Source organism: Kriegella aquimaris, assembly GCF_900103215.1.
GTDB classification, from domain to species: domain Bacteria; phylum Bacteroidota; class Bacteroidia; order Flavobacteriales; family Flavobacteriaceae; genus Kriegella; species Kriegella aquimaris.
The window spans coordinates 1-1,833 of sequence record NZ_FNGV01000038.1 but is presented as its reverse complement, the minus strand read 5'-3'; the positions used below and the strand labels follow the sequence as shown (position 1 = coordinate 1,833).

Annotated in this window: 1 protein-coding gene; it reads right to left on the bottom strand. The window is 33.8% G+C overall.

The genetic code is table 11. The features are described 5' to 3' along the window. Positions 1-383: 383 nt before the first annotated feature. Complete coding sequence (locus BLS33_RS24525) at positions 384-1,421, bottom strand: Fic family protein (RefSeq protein ID WP_089895977.1); 1,038 nt, start codon at positions 1,419-1,421, stop codon at positions 384-386. Positions 1,422-1,833: the final 412 nt, after the last annotated feature.

Genomic DNA, 1,833 nt, shown 5'->3' with positions numbered 1-1,833 from the left:
TGCTAAAACCGGCCTTGACAAGGAGCCTAGTCTAAAGGTACGACCGTTAGCTCAAAAACTCAACTGGTTTTTCTGGTAGGAAGATTGAGCATAACGGTCTGAGCTATGGCAAGTAGGGCAGTTGATAAGCGATGACCTTTCCGCCAAGCCCTTAGCCAAAGCTTTTTGTTTTGTAATTATTTTTATTTTTTCAATTGCCAAATCCCAAAGATTTTGCGGATTTCGAAAATACGCCCAAGCCAATGAATTTATCACTTACCGCCCTATTTGCTATATATAGTGTTAGGCGTTGTTTTTTTACTGGTCCACCAACCATGATTGTGGTCCAGTTTTTTAATTTGATTATTATTTTTCATGGACCATGCTTGGGACCATCTCTAGTCCTATTTTATACCATAATTTGTTCCTGGACCTGAACCATATTTTTCAATAATATTTTTACTCACAAGTTGAGATAGTATCTTTTTAACTGTGGGATTAGGAATATTGAGTTTAGTTGCTATTTCACCTGATTTTGTTCCAGGATGATCTGAAATAAACACTAAAATAGATTTTTCTTTTGGTGAAAGACTTGACTCTATTCCCTCAGTATTAAGTTTTGCCATAAGTTGATTTTGAATATTAATTAATGCATCAAAGAAAAAATATATCCATGTAGTAATTTCTTCTCCAGGTCGCTGAGCTTGACACTTTCTTAATTCTTGATAATATTCTACTTTTCGATTTTCTATTTCATGTTCAAAACTTACATATTGAATCCATTTATATCCAAACTTTAGAAGTAATAGAGATGAAAGCAATCTACTAAGTCTGCCATTACCATCTTGAAATGGATGAACACTTACAAATTCGTAGCAAAATATTGCGGTTTTCACTAATGGATGTGTTTCTAGGTCATTAGTAAACCATTCTATTAAGGCTCTCATTGCATCTTCAGTTTCTATTCCCGGTTTAGCTGTTTCAAAAATTATTTGCTTTGAGCCATCTGGGAATGTGGCTTCTACACTATTGCTAAGTTGTTTGTAATTTCCTTTATGCCAGTCGTCCTTTGCACTATATTTTAGTAATCTATTGTGTAAGTTTTTGAGAGAATTTTCGGTTATATCAATTCCGTCATTAGATTCGGTAATTAAATCCAAAGCTTCAAAATAACCAGCAACTTCTTGAGAGTCTCTATCTTCTAATTTGTCGATTGTTAAATCACTTAATAGAACATCAACTTCTTCATTACTCATTTTAGAACCTTCAATTCTTGTTGAAGCACCGACACTTCTTACTGTTGCTATTGCTTTTAGTTGCTTTAGACTTTGACCTTCTTTTTTTTCGATTGAGGTCCATTCTGCATCAAACCTGTCTATTTTGCTAATAATTGAAATTAATTTCCAGTCAATTTCAATATTTAATGTGTGTACTTGGTTCATATTATAGCAGAGTTAGTTTGCATATTCTCAACAAATATACGATACGATACGAAAATATACGATAATGATACGATATAAATTTGAAGATAATGATACGTTGGGATACGAAAATATACGGTAATGATACGGGTCAAAATTACGCCTAACGGTCTCGGCTAAGCGTAGTGCGGTAGTAAGGAAACTTTTCGTTTCCGTCTGCGCACGAAGCTAAAGCTTATTGTTTAGTTTTATTTTTTATTGTCCAAAACAAAATCCCAAAGATTTTGCGGTCTTCATAAAAATACGCAAACCTTTCCATTAGCCCGAAGCCCGTATTGTTTAGCATCGATGAAAAAGCAGTAAGTCGAGTATCTTTAAAATGAACGAAAAATTAAAGATATGATTACTCAAATTACTGCTGTACCGAAGTTAT

Coding starts and splice junctions, on each gene's coding strand:
- BLS33_RS24525 (WP_089895977.1), bottom strand. CDS start 1,421: ATGAACCAAGTACACACATTAAATATTGAAATTGACTGGAAATTAATT.